The organism is Streptomyces sp. NBC_00457 (assembly GCF_036014015.1).
In the GTDB taxonomy this organism is placed as follows: domain Bacteria; phylum Actinomycetota; class Actinomycetes; order Streptomycetales; family Streptomycetaceae; genus Streptomyces.
In genome coordinates, this window is sequence record NZ_CP107905.1 from 835,473 (window position 1) to 850,621 (window position 15,149).

General features: G+C 71.3%; 11 protein-coding genes. 5 read left to right on the top strand and 6 right to left on the bottom strand.

The window, feature by feature from the left end; genetic code table 11:
* Positions 1-4: 4 nt before the first annotated feature.
* Positions 5-607 (top strand): dTDP-4-dehydrorhamnose 3,5-epimerase, encoded by a 603-nt coding sequence (gene rfbC, locus OG828_RS03935; protein ID WP_328500102.1) that lies wholly within the window; start codon positions 5-7, stop codon positions 605-607.
* On the opposite strand, the gene OG828_RS03940 is transcribed toward rfbC, so the two are convergent.
* From OG828_RS03940 to OG828_RS03960, 5 genes are read right to left on the bottom strand one after another with little or no spacing between them, the layout of a single operon-like run.
* The gene (locus tag OG828_RS03940) at positions 597-1,400 is read right to left on the bottom strand and encodes a class I SAM-dependent methyltransferase (RefSeq protein ID WP_328436611.1); all 804 of its coding nucleotides are present in this window, start codon (positions 1,398-1,400) and stop codon (positions 597-599) included. The genes rfbC and OG828_RS03940 overlap by 11 nt on opposite strands.
* Positions 1,397-2,272: a dTDP-4-dehydrorhamnose reductase gene (rfbD, locus tag OG828_RS03945; RefSeq protein WP_210570014.1), complete on the bottom strand. Its 876-nt coding sequence runs from the start codon at positions 2,270-2,272 to the stop codon at positions 1,397-1,399. The genes OG828_RS03940 and rfbD overlap by 4 nt, the downstream gene beginning before the upstream one ends.
* Positions 2,269-3,417: a dTDP-glucose 4,6-dehydratase gene (gene rfbB / locus OG828_RS03950; protein ID WP_328500103.1), complete on the bottom strand. Its 1,149-nt coding sequence runs from the start codon at positions 3,415-3,417 to the stop codon at positions 2,269-2,271. The genes rfbD and rfbB overlap by 4 nt, the downstream gene beginning before the upstream one ends.
* Positions 3,414-4,481 carry a glucose-1-phosphate thymidylyltransferase gene (locus OG828_RS03955; RefSeq protein WP_328500104.1) on the bottom strand — a complete coding sequence of 356 codons (1,068 nt, stop codon included), beginning with the start codon at positions 4,479-4,481 and terminating at the stop codon, positions 3,414-3,416. The genes rfbB and OG828_RS03955 overlap by 4 nt, the downstream gene beginning before the upstream one ends.
* 45 nt (positions 4,482-4,526) lie before the next feature.
* On the bottom strand, positions 4,527-6,983 hold the full coding sequence (locus OG828_RS03960; protein WP_328500105.1) for a SpoIIE family protein phosphatase: 2,457 nt from the start codon (positions 6,981-6,983) through the stop codon (positions 4,527-4,529).
* A 163-nt stretch (positions 6,984-7,146) separates the two neighbouring features.
* Between OG828_RS03960 and OG828_RS03965 the strand changes: the two genes are divergently transcribed.
* Positions 7,147-9,297, top strand: a complete 2,151-nt coding sequence (locus OG828_RS03965; protein WP_328500106.1) for a SpoIIE family protein phosphatase — start codon at positions 7,147-7,149, stop codon at positions 9,295-9,297.
* Between the two features lie 413 nt (positions 9,298-9,710).
* Here the strand turns inward: OG828_RS03965 and OG828_RS03970 are convergent, their stop codons facing one another.
* On the bottom strand, positions 9,711-11,036 hold the full coding sequence (locus tag OG828_RS03970) for a S1 family peptidase (protein WP_328500107.1): 1,326 nt from the start codon (positions 11,034-11,036) through the stop codon (positions 9,711-9,713).
* 749 nt (positions 11,037-11,785) lie between these two features.
* Here OG828_RS03970 and OG828_RS03975 point away from each other — a divergent pair.
* The 3 genes from OG828_RS03975 to OG828_RS03985 all read left to right on the top strand — a co-directional run bounded on the left by OG828_RS03975 (position 11,786) and on the right by OG828_RS03985 (position 15,148).
* On the top strand, positions 11,786-12,001 hold the full coding sequence (locus tag OG828_RS03975) for a type A2 lantipeptide (RefSeq protein WP_210570002.1): 216 nt from the start codon (positions 11,786-11,788) through the stop codon (positions 11,999-12,001).
* A 118-nt stretch (positions 12,002-12,119) separates the two neighbouring features.
* The gene (locus OG828_RS03980; protein WP_328436614.1) at positions 12,120-12,926 is read left to right on the top strand and encodes an HlyD family efflux transporter periplasmic adaptor subunit; all 807 of its coding nucleotides are present in this window, start codon (positions 12,120-12,122) and stop codon (positions 12,924-12,926) included.
* Positions 12,923-15,148: an NHLP family bacteriocin export ABC transporter peptidase/permease/ATPase subunit gene (locus OG828_RS03985; RefSeq protein ID WP_328350208.1), complete on the top strand. Its 2,226-nt coding sequence runs from the start codon at positions 12,923-12,925 to the stop codon at positions 15,146-15,148. Before OG828_RS03980 ends, OG828_RS03985 begins: the two co-directional genes overlap by 4 nt.
* Position 15,149 lies beyond the last annotated feature (1 nt).

Genomic DNA, 15,149 nt, shown 5'->3' on the forward strand with positions numbered 1-15,149 from the left:
ACGGATGCGACCACTGGGGATCGAAGGTGCCTGGGTGCTGGAGCCCAAGGTGTTCCCGGACGAGCGGGGCAGTTTCCACGAGTGGTACCGCGGTGAGGAGTTCCGCGAGGCCACCGGATACGACCTGACACTCGCCCAGGCCAACTGCTCGGTCTCCCGCCGGGGCGTGCTGCGGGGTCTGCACTTCGCCGATGTGCCGCCCGGCCAGGCCAAGTACCTCACCTGTGTGCGCGGTGCCGTGCTCGACGTGGTGGCCGACATCCGGGTGGGGTCACCGACCTTCGGGCAGTGGGAGGCGGTGCGGCTCGACGACGACACCCGGCACGCCGTGTTCCTCGCGGAGGGGCTCGGGCACGCGTTCATGGCGCTCACCGACGACGCGACGGTGGTGTACCTGTGCTCGACCGGGTACGCGCCCGGTCGTGAGCACGGGGTGGACCCGCTGGACGCGAACCTGGGGATCGAGTGGCCCCGGGACATCCCGCCGGTGCTGTCGGAGAAGGACGCGGCCGCGCCCTCGCTGGCGGAGGCGGAGCGGTCCGGGCTGCTGCCGTCGTACCAGGACTGCTCCGCCTACTACCGGCGGCTGCGCGGACTCAGCGACTGACGCTGAGCTGCTCCACGCTGCGGCGCAGCGGCTCCCAGCCGCGGGACCGCTTGGTTCCGCGGTTGCGGGCCCGCACGAGCGGCGCCCAGAAACCGGCCCCGACCAGCGTCTCGGGCTTCACCGCCGAGGTCCGTTCCAGAACCGTCTCCGGCACCTTCTGCGGGTCGGGGACGACGTACTCGGCGAGGATCTCGTCGTATTTGTCCGAGAGGACAGTGTTGCCGGGGTCGGCGCCGAAGACGACGAGCTGGCCGGTCGGCTGTGTGTCGACGAGGACGGTCACCAGGTCGGGGCGGAAGCGGTTCAGCACCTCGACCATCTTGTAGACGTCGCCGGTCCAGGCGCCGGTGTGCCGGTCCCGGGCGGCCTCGTCGACGTTGCGCGGCAGCATGTCGTCGAAGACGATGACGCTGGCCCAGTCGGAGTGCTTCTCGACGTTGATGAAGTCGCGCAGCGTGTACTCGAAGAGGTGCATGCCGTCGATGAACGACAGGTCGAGGGTGGTGCGCTGCCAGTGGCCGAACGGGCTGCGGTTGCGGGCCAGATTGCGCAGCGGGTGCCGGCCGCCCTTCAGATGCCCCAGGGGGTTCTGGCGGGCGAAGAAGTCGTCGCTCGTCGCCTTCGCCAGATGGACGTCGCAGCGGATCTCCGTGACCACCTTGAACGCGGGATCGATCGCGATGCTGGGCACACGCGACAGTGTCAGGCTGCGGCCGTCGTTGACACCGATCTCCAGGTAGTTCCGGTTCGCGCTGACCTTGTGGAGTTCCCGCAGGAACTCATGACGTTTCACGACGTAATCTCCTTGCGGATATGGGGCATTGCTTCATTCAGGGCGTCCCGCCAGTCGCGCGGAGCCGGCAGGCCGATCTGCTGCCACCGGCCGTGCGCGAGGGCGCTGTAGGCGGGGCGGGGTGCGGGGCGGGGAAAGGCCTCGCTGCCGGTGGGGCGCACCCGGTCCGGGTCGGCGCCGAGAAGCCGGAAGACTTCCCGCGCCAGCTCGTACCAGGTGGCCTCGCCGGAACTCGTGGCGTGGAACACGCCGTGCGCGCCGGGGCCGACGCGGGGGCCGAGGTCGGCGATGCGTGCGGCGACGTCGGCGCTCCACGTGGGCTGTCCGCGCTGGTCGTCGACGACGTCCAGGGTGTCCCGGCGTCCCTCGAGCTCGATCATCGTACGGACGAAACTGCGGCCGTGGACGCCGTACAGCCAGGCGGTGCGCACGACGGCGCCCGCGGCCGGGAGTTCCTCCAGTACGGCGCGCTCGCCGGCCAGCTTGGTGCGGCCGTACGCGGTGCGCGGGGCCGGGGGATGGTCTTCCGGGTAGGGGGCTGCGCGGTCGTCGCCGGCGAAGACGTAGTCGGTGGAGACATGGACCAGACGGGCGCCACCCGCCGCGCAGGCCCTGGCCAGCAGTCGCGGTCCGTCGCCGTTGATCCGCAGGGCCCGCTCCTCGTCGCTCTCGGCGTCGTCGACGGCCGTGTAGGCCGCGCAGTTCACGACGACGTCCGGGCGGTGCTCGGCGAAGGCGGCCGAGACGGCGTCGGGCCGGGTGATGTCGAGAGCGGCGTGGTCAAGGGCGACCACGGGTGCGCCCCGGCCGCGCAGTTCATCGACCAGGTCGCGGCCGAGCATGCCGCTCGCTCCGGTGACCAGCCAGTTCATGCGCTCTCCCGTGCGACGCGCTGCTTGAGCGGCTCCCACCAGGCGCGGTTGTCCCGGTACCAGGCGACGGTGTCGGCGAGGCCGGTGGCGAAGTCGTGGCGGGGCCGGTAGCCGAGTTCGGTGCGGGCCTTGCTCCAGTCCACCGAGTAGCGCAGGTCGTGGCCCTTACGGTCCTCTACGTGCTCCACCCGGTCCCAGCCCGCGCCGCAGGCCTCCAGGAGCAGCCCGGTCAGCTCCTTGTTGCTCAACTCGGTGCCGCCGCCGATGTTGTAGACCTCGCCGGGGCGGCCCTGGGTGCGGACGAGTTCGACGCCCTGGCAGTGGTCGTCGACGTGCAGCCAGTCCCGGACGTTGAGGCCCTCGCCGTACAGCGGGACCTTCTTGCCGTCGAGGAGGTTGGTCACGAACAGCGGGATGACCTTCTCGGGGAACTGGTGCGGGCCGTAGTTGTTGGAGCACCGGGTGACGCGCACGTCCAGGCCGTGGGTGCGGTGGTAGGCGAGGGCGAGCAGGTCGGAGGATGCCTTGGAGGCGGAGTAGGGCGAGTTGGGGCTCAGCGGGTGGTCCTCCGGCCACGATCCGGTGTCGATGGAGCCGTAGACCTCGTCGGTGGAGACGTGCACGAACGTGCCGACACCGTGCCGCAGGGCGGCGTCCAGGAGGGTCTGGGTGCCCAGGACGTTGGTGCGTACGAAATCGGTGGCGCCGATGATCGAGCGGTCCACGTGGGACTCCGCCGCGAAGTGCACGACCTGGTCGGCCCGGGACATCAGCTTGTCCACGAGTTCGGCGTCGCAGATGTCGCCCTGCACGAACTCCAGCCGGGGATGGTCGAGTTCGAGGTTGTCGAGCGTGCCGGCGTAGGTCAGTTTGTCGAGCACCGTGATGTCGGGGCCGTCGGCGGCCAGGGCCTGTGTCGGAAGTGGCGTCGTCCGCCCGGAGGGCGGGCCGGGCGGGGTCTGGTGCGTGCTCTCGGCGTGCCGGGCGGAAGCCCTCGTACTGGACGTACTTGGGCTTTCGCCCGGTGCGGCGAGAGGGCGTGCCAGGCGCCGGCCGGCAGACGCCACTTCCGACGCAGGCCCTAGCAGCGTACGGACGTACGTCGAGCCGATGAACCCGGCGGCGCCGGTGACGAGGAGGTTCATGTGTGGATCTGCACCTTGCTGTGGTCTCCGAGGACGAGTCGATGAGCACTGGGCACGTTCGGCGCCGGGGTCACCTGGACGTGCCGCCCGATGAGGGAGCTCTCGATGCGGCCCACTCCGTCGATCGAGGAGTCCCGCAGGACGATGGAGAACTCCAACTCGCTGTGGGTGATACGGCAGTTCTCCGCGACGGAGGTGAACGGGCCGACGTAGGAGTCGCTGACGACGGTTCCGGCGCCGATGACGCAGGGGCCGACGATGCGTGAGCCGGTGACGCGCGCGCCTTCCTCGACCACGACCCGCCCGATGGTCTCGGACCGCTCGTCCACCTCGCCGTCGATGCGGCGTTCGAGGCCTTCCAGGACGGTCCGGTTCACCTCGAGCATGTCGACGACGTTCCCGGTGTCCTTCCAGTAGCCCTGGATGACCGTGGAGCGGACGTCGGAGCGTGCGTCGATGAGGTGCTGGATGGCGTGGGTGATCTCCAACTCGCCGCGCCAGGACGGCTCGATGGCGCGCACGGCCTCGTGGATCACCGGGGTGAACAGGTAGACGCCGACGAGGGCGAGGTCGCTCTTGGGGTGTTCCGGCTTCTCCTCGAGGCCGATCACCTGCCCGGTCGCGTCGAGTTCGGCGACGCCGAAGGCGCGCGGGTCGGGGACGCGGGTGAGCAGGATCTGGGCGTCTGGGCGGTTCGCGCGGAAGCCGTCGACGAGGTCGGTGATGCCGCCGACGATGAAGTTGTCGCCGAGGTACATCACGAAGTCGTCGTCGCCGAGATAGTCACGGGCGATCAGCACCGCGTGAGCCAGCCCGAGCGGCCGCTCCTGCGGGATGTACGTGACCTGCAGGCCGAACTTGGACCCGTCGCCGACGGCGTCCTCGATCTCGGCCGCGGTGTCGCCGACGATCATGCCGACTTCGGTTATGCCTGCGGCGGCGATGGACTCCAACCCATAGAACAACACAGCCTTGTTGGCGACCGGTACGAGTTGCTTGGCCGATGTATGGGTGATCGGCCTCAAGCGCGTACCGGCGCCCCCGGACAGCACGAGAGCCTTCATCTGGTTCACCATAGCCTCGTTCGGCGGAAAGGGAACGTTAACCCTTTATTTGATCCGCTCGAGAACGATCTCGCTCCAGACCTGCTTGCCGCCGCTGACCGGGACGGTCCCCCAGGACACCGACATGGCCTCGACGAGCAGGATGCCACGGCCGCCGGTGGCCTCCCAACCGATGCTGGTCGGCTTGATCGGGCTGCGGGGCGAGGCGTCGGCGACCGCGACACGCAGCCGGTGGTTGACGAGGGTGAGGTCGAGGCGGACCCGGCCGTCGGTGTGCACCAGGGCGTTGGTGACCAGTTCGGAGACCACGAGCGCGACGGCGTCCTGTTCCTCGGTCACGCCCCAGGCGCGCAGGGTGCGCCGGGTGAAGCGGCGGGCGTGCCGGACGGCCTCGGGGACGCGCCACACCGTCCAGCTCTCCCGCAGCGGGCGGATGTCCATGCCGTCATAGCGCAGCAGGAGCAGGGCCACGTCGTCGCTGCGGCGGGCGTTGCCGAGGAGGCCGTCGGCGACGAGGCCGAGGTGGGCGGGGTCGGAGCGGGCCAGGTCGCGGGCGAACCCTTCCATGCCCTCGTCGATGTCGGCGTCGACGGACTCGACCAGACCGTCCGTGGTGAGGGCGATCAGCGTGCCGGGCTGCAGTCGCAACGGACTCATCGGGAACTCGGCCTGCTTCACCACGCCGAGCGGCGGGCCGCCCTCCGCCTCGGCGATCTCCGTACTGCCGTCCGGATGGCGCAGCACCGGCGGCAGATGGCCGGCGCGGACGCACCAGGCGGAGCCCTCCTCCATGTCGATGTCGACGTAGCAGCAGGTGGCGAAGAGGTCGGTCTCCAGCTCCATCAGGAGCCGGTTGGAGTGGGAGACCACGACGTCCGGCGGGTGGCCTTCGGCGGCGTAGGCGCGCAGTGCCGTACGCATCTGGCCCATGAGGGTGGCGGCGGCGGCGCTGTGGCCCTGGACGTCGCCGATGACGAGGGCCACATGGTTGTCGGGCATCGGGATCACGTCGTACCAGTCGCCGCCGAGCTCCAGTCCCGCGGTGCTGGGCAGGTAGCGGGCGACGGCTTCCGCGCCGGGCAACTGGGGCAGGCGGCGCGGCAGCAGCTGGCGCTGGAGCATGCCGACGAGTTCGTGCTCGGCGTCGAAGGCGCGGGCCCGCATCAGGGCCTGCCCGGCGAGGCCGGCGGAGGCGGTGAGCAGGGCACGTTCGTCGGGCCCGAAGTCGTGCGGGGTGTCCCAGCCGATCAGACAGGCGCCGGCCATGCGGCCCGCCCCGGGCAGCGGCAGCACGGCGAGGCCGCCCGGGCCGACCTCGGCGAGCGCGGGTTCCAGCGCGGTACCGGCGGGCCAGATCTGGGCGCGGCCCTCGCGCAGGGCGGCGGCGAGGGTGGGCATCGCGCGCACGGGCGCGTCGGGCCACTCGGTGCGCCACTCGGTGCGCCACACCTCGGGCCAGGACTCCGGTTCGGGCGGGTCGAGGACGGTGACGACGAGCCGGTCCGCCTCCAGCTCGGCGAGCGCGATCCGGTCGGCCCGCAGCGGCCCGCGCAGCGCCGTCACCACGGCCTTGCCGACGTCGCGTACGGTCCCGGCGATGGCCAGCGCGGCTGCCAGCCGCTGGACGCGGGCCACGTCGGTGACGTCGGAGCGCAGCTTGGACGCGTCGGCGACGGTGCCGACGAGCCGGGCCGGGCGGCCCTCGCCGCCGGGCACCAGCCGGCCGCGCAGCCGCAGCCACTTCGGCGGGCCGGCCGGCTGCAGGACCCGGAACTCCAGCTCGCGCTCGCCGATGGACATGTGGTCGGCCTCGACGACGGACATCAGGGACGGCAGGTCCTCGGGGACGGTCAGGCCCAGCAGGGTCTCGACGCGGCCGTCGAAGTCCGCCGGGTCGAGACCGAACAGCTCCAGGATGTCGTCGCCGATCTCCACGCGACCGCTGTCCATGGCGAGGCTGAACTCGCCCGAGGGCAGTTCGCCGCCTTCGGCGGACGCCGTCGGCACGGGCGAGACGACGGCGTCGGCGATCAGTTCGAGGCAGGCCCGGTCGTCGGTGTCGAAGCCGTCGGGGTTGTCACTCAGGGCGACGAGCGCGCCACCGCCGGCGCCGTGCACGGGCAGGGCGGCCAGGAAGAACTCCCGGGAGGGCACGCGCCGTGACTCGGCTCCCTCGGCGAGTTCCGGCGGGCCGAGCCATACGGCCTGCCCCAAGCGGTGGGCGTCGGCCACCGGGGACCGTCCGGACACCGGATAGCTGTCGCGCAGTCCGTACAGCGTCCTGGGCACACCTGCCGACTCGACCAGGCACAGCGCTTCGCCGTCTCCGCTCGGGGTGTACACGGCGGCGAACGAGGCCCGCGCGAAGACGAGGATCTGTTCGAGGATCCGGCGCAGCCGGTCGGGGGACTCGGCATCGGCCGTCAGCGTCTTGAGGGCGGTTTCGGCACGCAGGGTTCGCGTGCCGCGTTCCGCATCGCCCTCAGTGACCACGTCCGTCATTACAGCGCGTATGGGGCGCGTGCGCAGCCCCTGTGACCGTTCGGCGGCTACGCGCCCTCCCCTGCGCGTGCCGCGCACCGCTCGTAGGGCTCTCGCCGTGCGCGACGGCCCGGCAGGAGAGAGATTTGATCCCGGGAACCCGTCCGCGCGGCCCTGCGAGGAGGTGGTCGGCGTGTCCGAGGGGCAGCAGCCGCCCGCACAGGCGCCGGCGGCCACCAGGACGCGGGTCGGCCGACCGCTGCTGTCGCTCGCGCTGGCCTCGATGATGGACGAGGTGCACGCGCACTCCGGCGCGGTGTATCTGCTGGCCGCCGACGAGCCGGTGCTGGAGATGGCGGTCATGGCGGGGCTGCCCCGGGCGTTCGCCGCCCCGTGGGAGCGGGTCGGCCTGAGCGCCCCCATCCCGGTGGCGGACGCGCTGCGGGAGCGGCGGCTGGTCTGGATCGGCGGCGAGGAGGACATGGCACGTCGCTATCCGCGCATCGCCGTGGTGCTCCCCTACCCGTTCGCACTGGCGGCGCTGCCGGTGGCGACGCCGACCACCCAGTACGGGGCCGTGTTCGTGACCTGGCCCGGGGCGCACGCACCTCAGCTGTCCGACCGGGAGCGGGATCACCTGACGGCCGCCTGCGACCGGCTCGCGGTACGGCTGGAGCGTGCCGTGCAGGACAACCGCCCGCCCCATCCCGAGCCGGATCTGCTGTCGGCGCCGCTGCTCGGCGGCACGGCCGGCACGCTCGGCACGGTCGAGGCGGCGCGGATGGTGGCGCGGCTGCCGTACGGCCTGTGCTCGCTCGATCTGCACGGCCGGATCTGCTTCGCCAACGCGGCGGCCGCCGAGCTGATCGGGAAGCCGGTGAGCGGGCTGCTGGGCACGCAGCTGTGGGCGGCGGTGCCCTGGCTGAACGACCCGGTGTACGAGGACCGCTACCGGGCGGCGCTGCTCAGCCAGCAGTCCACGTCGTTCGTGGCGCTGCGCCCGCCGGGCGACTGGCTGTCGTTCCGGCTGTATCCGAGTACGACGGGGCTGAGCGTGCGCATCAGCCGGGCGCGGGCCGTGGCCGAGATGAGCAGGGCCGGGACGCAGCCGGGCGGTGCGCCGTCCCGGCTGGTCACCATCTCCCAGGTGCTGAGCCTGGCCGGTGCGCTGACCGAGGCGGTGAGCGTGCAGGACGTGGTGCAGCTGGTCGCCGACGAGATCGCGCCGGCCGTGGGCTGCCAGGCCCTGGTGCTCCTCGGCTCGCGGGGCGGCCGGCTGCATGTGCTGGGGCATCGCGGCTATCCGGACCCGCACATCGTGGAGCGGTTCGACGGACTGCCGATGACCGAGCGGACGCCGGGCACACACGCCCTGACCAGTGGGGTGCCGGCGTTCTTCGAGTCCCGGGAGCAACTGGAGCGCCTGTACCCGCTGCGGCAGGCGACCCCGGACGGCTTCGCTGCCTGGGCCTATCTGCCGCTGATCGCCTCCGGTCGGCCGGTGGGCACCTGTGTGCTCGCCTATGCCGAGCCGCACCCGTTTCCCGCCGACGAGCGGGCGGTGCTCAACAGTCTGGGCGGGCTGATCGCGCAGGCGCTGGAGCGGGCGCTGCTCTACGACGCCAAGCACCAGCTCGCCCACGGGCTGCAGGCGGCGCTGCTGCCGCACTCGCTGCCCCGGCTGCCCGGCATCGACGCCGCCGCGCGCTATCTGCCCGCGACCCGGGGCATGGAGATCGGCGGCGACTTCTACGACCTGGTGCCCAGCCTGCCGCTGGCTGCCGCGGTGATCGGGGACGTGCAGGGGCACAACGTCACGGCGGCGGGGCTGATGGGGCAACTGCGTACGGCCGTACGTGCGTACACGGCCGTCGGGCAGGCCCCCGAGGAGGTCATGCGCAGCACCAACCGGCTGATGATCGACCTGGGTGCCGATCTGTTCGCCAGTTGTTTGTATCTGCGGCTCGATCCCGCGCGCGGGCGGGCCGTGATGGCGCGGGCGGGGCATCCGCCGCCGCTGCTGCGCCGGGCGGACGGCCGGGTCCGGGTGCTCGACCTGGCGGGCGGTCCGCTGCTGGGCATCGACGCGTCGGCCACGTATCCGACGACGGAGGTCGACCTCGCCCCCGGCTGTGTCCTCGTCCTGTACACCGACGGGCTGATCGAATCCCCCGGCATCGACATCGAGGACGCCCTCGCCGATCTCGGGCAACGGCTCGGCGAGGCCGGCGACCTCCCCCTGGACGAGCTGGCGGACCGGCTCGTGGAACGGAGCGCGGCGACCGAGGAACGGCTGGACGACGTGGCGCTGCTGCTGTTGCGGGCACGGGAGTGAGGGGGCTTCGCCGCCGCACCGGCACACCAGGCGGTGCGACCCTGCGCACAGGCGTCCGGTGCACCACAGTCCGGCCACGCACAGGCGGTTCGAGGCACCATGCGGTCCGCTCCCACGCGCAGGCGTCCGATGCACCACGCAGTCCGGCCCCACGCGCAGGCGTCCGATGCACCACGCAGTCCGGCCCCACGCACAGGCGTCCGATGCACCACGCAGTCCGGCCCCACGCACAGGCGTCCGATGCACCACGCAGTCCGGCCCCAAGCGCAGGCAGCCCGGCCTGCGCACAGACGATCCGGCCCCACGCACAGGCGGTCCGGCCCTCCCGCCGGAGGGCCGGACCACGTTCCTGCGGATCGGCTCGGATCTGTGCGCCGGAATGGGTGCGTCAGTTCACCGCCGGAATCGGTGCGTCAGTTCACGCCGACGCCGTTGCCGACGATCTCACCGAGGCCGTTGCCCGTACCCTCGGCGTTGCCGGCACCGGCTTCCTCACCGGCTCCGGCCTCTTCACCGGCACCGGCTTCCTCACCGGCGCCCGCTTCCTCGCCCGCTCCGGCATCTTCACCGGCTCCGGCGTCCTCGCCGCCAGCGCCCGCTTCTTCGCCCGCGCCCGCACCGCCGCCCGCCGCGTCGCCGAGGGTCGCGCCGACCGCTTCCAGGGCGGTGGTGACCGGCTGGAAGAACGTCTCGCCGCCGACGGTGCAGTCACCGCTGCCGCCGGAGGTCAGGCCGACAGCGCTGCCGTCCTGGGTGAACATCGAGCCGCCGCTGTCGCCGGGCTCGGCGCAGACGTCGGTCTGGATGAGCCCGGTGACGGTGCCCTCCGGGTAGTTCACCGTGGCGTTGAGGCCGGTGACGGTGCCGTCGGCGAGACCGGTGGTGCTGCCCATCCGGAAGACTTCCTGACCGACGGCGGCTTCCGCGGCCTGGACGATCGGAACGGTCTGGTCGCCGAGGTTGACCTCGCTCGGGGCCTCGGTCGCCGGGTCGTCGTACTTGACGAGCGCGAAGTCGCCCTCGCCGGGGAAGACGGCCTGGTCGACGGTGGCGATCGGCGCCCCGGCCTCGGAGTCCGACCACGCCTCGGCCGCGACCCCGCAGTGACCCGCGGTGAGGAAGGCGGGGGTGCCGTCGCCCGCGGTGACGTTGAAGCCGAGGGAGCAGCGCGAGCCGTCGGCGAAAATGGCGTCGCCGCCCGACGCGAACGTCTTGAAGGTGCCGGCGGACTTCTTGATGGTCGCCATGTCTCCGCCCAGCTCCTGGACGGTCGACTCCAGTCTGTCCCAATTGGCGCCGGTGACCGTGGAGTCGGCGGTGACCTGGATCTTGTTGGTGCGCGGGTCGACGGCCCAGGCCGTGCCCGGGATGGTCGCCTCGGACTTCAGCGTCGCCGCGCCGGACTCCAGTTCGGCCATGCTGTTGTCGACCTGGCGGACCTCCGCGCCGGCCTTCTTGGCCTCCACGATCACGTTGTTGTTGTCGCCGACCACGTTGACGACCAGCTGCTGATCGGCTTCGTCGTAGTAGGAGCCGGCGAAGGCGTCGCCGAGCAGCCCGGCGAGCTGCGAGGCGAGATCCGAGGCGTCCGCCGCCTTCAGAGTCTTGGGCGCGGCGCTGTCCGACGCGCCGTCCTGGGACGCGTTCGCGTTGGGCAGCAGAATCGCGGCCGCGCCGAGCGCCACGACGCTGCCCGCCGCTATCGCGGCCTTGCGCTTCGGAATTCGCTTGTGACTCAAACTTCTCGACCTCCCGGGGACGGGGTCTGTGCTGCCGTGCGGCAACTGTTGGGGCGCCTGGATGGCCATGGGTACGCAGCGGGCGCTCGGGGCGTTCAATTCCGCTTACGGGCTACGCCGATTCGGCCACGGTCGGCGCCGTGCGCGCCGGCGCCGGCCTTCGCTCCCTGGGCCCCCGAACTGGGCCTCTCCATGGAGACGTTGGGCGGCGCGGATGTCTTGATCGAATCGGTGGTGACCAAGCTGGGCCGCCGGATGGCGTTCGCCGACACGTACGCCCTACTGGGCTGACACGTTCAGTATTCGATCAATTACGGTCTGCTTGGAATCACGATCGGAATCCCGGCTTCAGCGAATCTGCACATTGAATACGCAACCAAGTCACCGTGGTCGAGGGTTCTGCACATACCCGCGCCCCCCGGCACGCCTTTGTGGCCGGAGTGTCGGATTCTGCCGCGCGACCGGAAGGGGGTCGCGCGCGCCGATGCGGTGCCGGATGTGAAGAACTCGCCGCCGAGCCGTGCGCACGCCTGCACGGAACTGTGCTTGTGGGACTCAAGTGTCCTGGTGAGGCCACTGGTTGATTGGAAGCCCACGGTGGCCGCGTGCTTTGATCCGTTGCACCGCGGGGGCCGCGAAGGGACCCCGGAAACGGGTGCCCGGCACCTGCGGTTCGCGGCCTTCGGTCTGTCCCCAGAAGGGGGCCGCTTCCCCCCTTGTGAAATATCCATACGAAGGGAAGTTCCATCATGAACTCCACCCCCCAGGTTGAGACCGTCGAGATCTCCGACGCCGAGCTGGACAACGTCTCCGGCGGTCTGTCCGTGAACGCCCTTGGCACCGTCACCGGCATCGTGGACGGCATTGCTCCGGTTTCCGGCCTGGTCGACACGGTCGTCGGCACCGTCGAGGGCGCCACCGGCCTGAACACCGCGCCGGTCACCAGCCTGGTCGCCGGTCTCTGATCGCAGCCTGTGCCGCAGAGTCCCGGAGCCGTACACCGGTTCCGGGGCTCTCGGATGCCATCCTTCAGCCGGTTCGGGAGAGCCGGTCCGTTGTCGTTTGCAGGTGAGGGAAAGTTCCGTGCAGTTCCGCCAGCAGGCCCTCGCCAAGCTCCAATCGCCGGAGGAACTCGACCTTCCGGTGCGTTTCGCCCGCCCTCAGGGCTGGCTCGTCCTCTCCGTGACGGTGATCGTCATGGCGGCCGCCTCGGTGTGGGCGGTGACCGGCTCGGTGGCCTCCACGGTCAGCGCGCCCGCCATCCTCACGCACGGACAGGGCAGTTACATCCTGCAGAGCCCGGTCGCCGGCCAGGTCACCGCGATCCTCGCCGAGGAGGGCGAGCGGCTGCCCGCGAACTCGCCGGTGCTGAAGGTCCGTACAAGTGAGGGCGACACCGTCGTCCGCACCATCGCCGCCGGCCGGCTCACCGCGCTCGCCGCCACCATCGGGCAGATCATCTCCACCGGCGCGAACGTCGCCGCCGTAGAGAAGGTCGCCCGTGCCAAGGACCCGCTGTACGCGACGGTCTACGTGCCCGCCGAGAACGCGGCCTCCATCCCCGAGAACGCGGCTGTCGACCTCACCGTCCAGTCCGTGCCGACCCAGGAGTACGGCGTGCTGCGCGGCCATGTGAAGTCGGTGGACCGCTCCGCGCAGTCGGCGCAGCAGATCGCCGCGTTCCTCGGGGACAGCCAGCTGGGCGAGCAGTTCACCAAGGACGGCAGGCCGGTGGCCGTGCTGGTCAGGCTCGACAAGAAGAAGAGCACGAAGAGCGGTTACAAGTGGTCGTCCGCGGACGGTCCGCCGTTCGCCCTCACCTCCATGACCGCGGCCGAAGGCCAGATCCGGCTGGACGATCAGCGTCCCGTGGATTGGCTGCTGCCGTGAGCGCCGCACAGGAGACCCGCGGCAGGCGCCGGGCCGCGCCACCGAAGCGCCGGCCGGTGCCCAAGGGCAGGGGCAAGAGCGTCCGTACGCCCACCGTGCTCCAGATGGAGGCCGTCGAATGCGGCGCCGCCTCCCTCGCCATGGTGCTCGGCCACTTCGGACGGCATGTGCCGCTGGAGGAGCTGCGCATCGCGTGCGGCGTGTCCCGGGACGGCTCGCGCGCCAGCAACCTGCTGAAAGCGGCGCGCAGTTACGGCCTGACGGCCAAGGGCATGCAGATGGACACCGCGGCCCTCGCCGAGGTGAAGGCGCCCGCGATCCTGTTCTGGGAGTTCAACCACTACGTCGTCTACGACGGCATGGGGCGCCGCCTCGGCCGCCGCGGGGTGTACATCAACGACCCCGGCAAGGGCCGCCGTTTCGTGCCGATGGAGGACTTCGACTCCAGCTTCACGGGCGTCGTCCTGGTCATGGAGCCGGGCGAGGAGTTCGCGAAGGGCGGCCGGAAGCCGGGCGTCCTGGGTGCGATGCCCGCCCGGCTGCGCGGCACCGCGGGCACGATGCCCGCCGCGGTGCTGGCGAGCCTGCTGCTGGTGGTGGTCGGCGCGTCGGTGCCGGCGCTGAGCCGCACGTACATCGACATGTTCCTCATCGGGGGCCAGACGTCCCTGCTCGGCGTGCTGTTCGCGTCGATGGGGACGTGCGTGCTGCTCACGCTCGTGCTGACGTGGCTGCAACAGGCGAACCTGCTGCGCGGCCGCATCATCTCCTCCACGCTCTCCAGCGCCCGCTTCCTGCGCCATCTGCTGCGACTGCCGGTGACGTTCTTCTCCCAGCGCAGCCCGGCCGACCTGGTGCAGCGCCTCCAGTCGAACGACCAGGTGGCCGAGACGCTGGCCCGCGACCTCGCGGCGGCGGGCGTGGACGCGGTGGTCGTGGTCCTCTACGCCATCCTCCTCTATACGTACGACCCCCAGCTCACCTTCGTCGGCATCGGCGTCGCCCTGCTGAACCTGGTGGCGATGCGGGTCGTCATCCGGCTGCGCGCGACCCGGACGGCGAAGCTGCGCGCGGACAGCGCGCGGCTCACCAACACCGCGTACACGGGCCTGCAGTTGATCGAGACGATGAAGGCGACCGGCGGTGAGGACGGCTACTTCCGCAAGTGGGCCGGGCAGCACGCCACCACGCTGGAGGAGCAGCAGCGGCTCGGCGTGCCGAGCGCCTGGCTGGGCGTGGTCGCACCCACGCTCGCGACCCTCAACAGCGCGCTGATCCTGTGGATCGGCGGGATGCGGGCGGTCGAGGGCGGTATATCCGTCGGTCTGCTGGTCGCCTTCCAGGCGCTGGTCACCCGCTTCACCGCCCCGATCACCCGCCTCAACGGCGTCGCGGGCCGCATCCAGGACTTCGCCGCCGACGTGGCCCGCCTGAAGGACGTCGAGAACTTCCAGGCCGACCCGCTCTACGGCCGCTCCGGCACTGGCGACTCGACGCGCCGCCTGCACGGACACGTCGAGCTGCAGAACATCACCTTCGGCTACAACCCGCTCGACAAGCCCCTGCTCACCGGCTTCGACCTGACCGTGGGCCCGGGCCAGCAGGTCGCGCTGGTCGGCGGCTCCGGCAGCGGCAAGTCCACCGTGTCCCGCCTCATCTCGGGCCTCTACACTCCCTGGGACGGCGTGATCCGCATCGACGGCCAGCGCCTCGACGACATCCCGCGGGGCGCGCTCGCCGCCTCCGTCTCCTTCGTCGACCAGGACGTCTTCCTCTTCGAGGGCACCGTCCGGGACAACGTGGCGCTGTGGGACCCGTCGATCCCGGACGAGGCGGTGGTGGACGCGCTGCGGGACGCGGCGCTGTACGACGTCGTCATGCGCAGGCCGGGCGGGATCCAGAGCCGGGTCGAGCAGGACGGCCGGAACTTCTCCGGCGGACAGCGGCAACGCCTGGAGATCGCGCGGGCGCTGGTGCGCAGGCCGAGCATCCTCGTCCTCGACGAGGTGACCAGCGCCCTGGACGCGGAGACCGAGCTGACGGTGATGGACAACCTGCGCAAGCGCGGCTGTGCCTGCGTGGTCATCGCCCACCGGCTCAGCACCGTGCGCGACAGCGACGAGATCGTCGTACTCCAGCACGGCACGATCGTGGAACGCGGGCGGCACGACGCCCTGGTCGCAGCGGGCGGCGCCTACGCCGCGCTGGTCAAGGAGCGGTGAG

Coding starts and splice junctions, on each gene's coding strand:
- rfbC (WP_328500102.1), top strand. CDS start 5: ATGCGACCACTGGGGATCGAAGGTGCCTGGGTGCTGGAGCCCAAGGTG.
- rfbD (WP_210570014.1), bottom strand. CDS start 2,272: ATGAACTGGCTGGTCACCGGAGCGAGCGGCATGCTCGGCCGCGACCTG.
- rfbB (WP_328500103.1), bottom strand. CDS start 3,417: ATGAACCTCCTCGTCACCGGCGCCGCCGGGTTCATCGGCTCGACGTAC.
- OG828_RS03955 (WP_328500104.1), bottom strand. CDS start 4,481: ATGAAGGCTCTCGTGCTGTCCGGGGGCGCCGGTACGCGCTTGAGGCCG.
- OG828_RS03960 (WP_328500105.1), bottom strand. CDS start 6,983: ATGACGGACGTGGTCACTGAGGGCGATGCGGAACGCGGCACGCGAACC.
- OG828_RS03975 (WP_210570002.1), top strand. CDS start 11,786: ATGAACTCCACCCCCCAGGTTGAGACCGTCGAGATCTCCGACGCCGAG.